Annotated in this window: 2 protein-coding genes; one reads left to right on the forward strand and one right to left on the reverse strand. The window is 32.4% G+C overall.

Features of this window, described 5'->3' with window-relative positions:
- Window positions 1–142 precede the first annotated feature (142 nt).
- A complete protein-coding gene (locus AFK68_RS05615) occupies window positions 143–1,057 on the forward strand; it encodes a class I SAM-dependent methyltransferase (RefSeq protein ID WP_094671933.1) in 915 nt (304 codons plus the stop codon).
- A gap of 757 nt (window positions 1,058–1,814) precedes the next feature.
- On the opposite strand, the gene AFK68_RS05620 is transcribed toward AFK68_RS05615, so the two are convergent.
- Window positions 1,815–3,527, reverse strand: a 1,713-nt coding sequence (locus tag AFK68_RS05620; protein WP_094671934.1) for a tetratricopeptide repeat protein, incomplete at its 5' end; no start/stop codon positions are given.

Raw genomic sequence — 3,527 nt, forward strand, 5'->3', positions numbered from 1 at the left:
AAACAACCGCTTTTTTCTCCATGAATGGAGAGGCTTTATACCTTAATTTTTTGGTAATTAATTTTGCATACCTGCTTATCAGTTAATAGTTATTGTAGAATAAATACAATAAATTTTAAACACATTTTTTCTCCTACAAAAAATGACTCATACTCTCAAATCTAAACCTAATTTAGCTACAAAATTAGTAAATGGAATTCTCTCTATTAAACCACTCGCTAATTTTGCCAAAACTCAAGCACGAAAGATGATTATTAAACGTGCAGAAAAAATTGGCGTTCCTTGGCGCAAACAAGTAAAAGAACTTTCAGAACGTAATTGGAATAGAGAATGGGAAGAGGTAAATAATCCTAATTTGGCATATCCAGAATATTATTTTACTTCATTCCATGCTTATGAAAAAGGTAATCTGAGTTGGCAAGCAGCTATCGAAGAAGAAGTAGCAGCTTTAGCAGTTCATGCAGGTATTTGGCGAGAAGAAGGTATTGGTGGAGATGCTAGACTTCGTAAAAGTTTTCTTGATATTTTAAAAGCAGAAATTTCTACTCCAAATGATATTTTAGACTTGGGATGTGGTGCGGGTTTAAATACTTTTTCACTGCAAAAAGTTTTCCCTCAAGCTAAGTTTACAGGAGTAGATTTATCACCTTATTTTTTAGCAGTTGGTTTGTATCGTTCTCAAAAGCAAAATTTGGATATTAATTGGGTTCATGCTGCTGCTGAAGCAACTGGTTTACCTGATGATTCTTTTGATTTAATTTCTATCTCTTTGGTATGCCATGAATTACCACAATTTGCTACTCGAAAAATATTTCGGGAAGTAAGGCGTTTATTACGTTCAAATGGTAGTATTGCTATTATGGATATGAATCCTAAGTCGGAGGTTTATGCTACGATGGCTCCTCATATTTTTACTTTGTTGAAGAGTACGGAACCTTATTTGGATGAATATTTTACTTTGGATATAGAAAAAGAGTTGGTTAATGCTGGTTTTTCAGCTCCGAAAATAATTTGTAATACTCACCGTCACCGCACTATTATTGCTAGGGTTGATTGATATTCTGGTTGTAATTTTTGTTGTTAACTTGGAACAAACAGGGCTATTTCATTCTAGAATCAAGTTATGATTTTACTAGCTTTTAGAGATTGGTTGATATAACCTTCAATTCTTGAAAAGCCATAAGATTTTCTTTAATGCACAAAAATTAAGAAATTAGAGCGAAATAGCCCTGTGGAACAACAGAGATTGAAGAAAGTTAGCTGAAGTTTTCTATTGTTCTATTTTTAATTAGGGTCTGCTGAAAAATTTATGTTTGTTTGCAGCGAGGGAAGACTTTCACTGTTTAACTGAGAATAGTTTTCCCTTTATTAAATTGCAATATTTTGGATTAGTTTTGATCAGATGCTATCTGATTTGTTTTTACCTTTGAAAGTTATTTTGTTGAATAAAAGATCATGCATAAGGGCATATTAAACCAACTATATATTATGATATGACAATTTTTAGAGAAGTGCAATTGGTATCGGCAATTTTTTTCTAGAGCTTAATAAAATGAGAGTCTAATACTATAGTAATGTTCTGCATTCTCATCTTCTGCTCCTAAATTAATAGTTATAGAAATTTATCTGATAACTATTAGGCGATAAATCCATATTTCCAGTTAAGTTTTGAGTTAACAACCATAGTAAATAATATCCAATTCAAAAAGATAGTAGGAGAGTAGGGAATAGAAACTGTGACTCTTTAATTTTCTCCTATTGCCAAACCAAGGTCTCCTCTATCTACTACTCCCCAACTTAAGAAAATTAAGAATCTAGCGATCGCCATTAACTCTTTTTCCAGTTTGTGCAAGAATAGGGTTATTTTTTTGACTTTTTTTGAGTTTTTTAGCTTGGTTATTACTCGCATCTAAATTTGCTGTTGAATTAGATTTATTTGTCTCAGTTACAACTTCTTTTACTTGTAATTCTGACAATAATATACGACGTTTTCGCTGAGATTCTGAGTCATCCGGTTTAATAGCAATAGCGCGGTTATAACAAGCCAAACCTTCTTTATAGCGTTTAATTTTTTCTAATACTATACCTTTTCTTCCCCAAGCTTCATAACTATTATTATTAAGAGCAATTGTTTGGTCGTAAGCCGTCAAAGCTTTTTCATAACTTGACAATTTTTCTAATACCCGACCTTGGCATAACCAACCTTCATAACGTTCCTTTTGAATCGCAATAGCATAATTACAAGAACTTAAAGCTTCCTCATACTTTTCTAACTTCAATAATGCTTCTGCTTTACCCAGAAAAGCTTGATAACATTGGGGGTAAATTTTAATTGCTCGGTCGTAAGAATTAACTGCTTCATCATGGTTTTCTAAAGCACCCAAAGCTACTCCTCGATTATGCCATACTTCATAATCATCTGGCATTAATTTAATTGCTTGGTCGTAGCAAGTAACTGCTTCTTTATATTTTTTTATTTGCCACAAAACAGCACCTTTGTTATACCAAAGTTCATATCTATCCGGTTGAATTTTTAATGCTTTATCATAAGAATCAATTGCCTCAGTAAAAGATTTTAACCTGCCCAGTAAATTACCTCGGTTATACCAGATTTCAAATTTATTTGGTTGAATTTTCAGAGCTTTGTCAAAAGTAGCGATCGCCTCTTCATAACGCTCTAACCTTCCTAACAAAGCACCTAGATTATGTAAAATATCAACATTTTTAGGTTGAATTGAAAGAGCTTGTTGATATGAAACAAGTGCCTCATTATATTGTTGTAATTTCTTGAGTAAGATACCTCGGTTTAGCCAAATTTCTACATTATCTGGCTGAAGAGAAAGAGATTTATCATAGGAAGCTAATGCTTCAGAATAACGCTCTAACTTGACAAAAACATTGCCACGATTAAACCAATATTCAAATCTATCAGAATTAATTGCAGTAGCCCGATCATAAGCAGTAAGAGCATCAGCATAACGCTGCAATTTTACAAAAACATTACCACGCTTAAACCAAGCTTCACTTAAACCAGAATTAAGAGAAATAGCTTTTTCAAAAGTTGCTAAAGCTTGATTATATTGACCTTCATAAAACTGCTTTTCTCCTAGTTTTAAATAATCATCAGCAATCATAGCAGGCTGTTTTTCAGAGGATTTTGATTCCTGAGTATTTTTAACAGATTTAGTTGTTGAATTGACAGGATAATTAATTTCTTTAAGAGCCTGATGTTTGGCTTCTTGAGCTTCGGAAATAATCACTTGTAGCTGCATTAAAAACTGAGACTTTAAAGCTTCTACTTGTTCTACAGATGATTTTGATATCTTAGCTTCTTGATGAATAAATTCAATTGACTTTTTGGCAGTAACTATGTGATTCTCTAATTCCGTAAATAATTTTTGGGATTGATTCAGATTTGATTCTAATTCACTAATTTTTTTTAACCGCTTATTGACTTCACCTACTAATTCTTTAATTACTAATCTTCTGACTAACCAAAAAAAGCTAATAGTTACAGGAGGTAATAA

The organism is Hydrocoleum sp. CS-953 (assembly GCF_002260545.1).
In the GTDB taxonomy this organism is placed as follows: Bacteria; Cyanobacteriota; Cyanobacteriia; order Cyanobacteriales; family Microcoleaceae; genus Trichodesmium.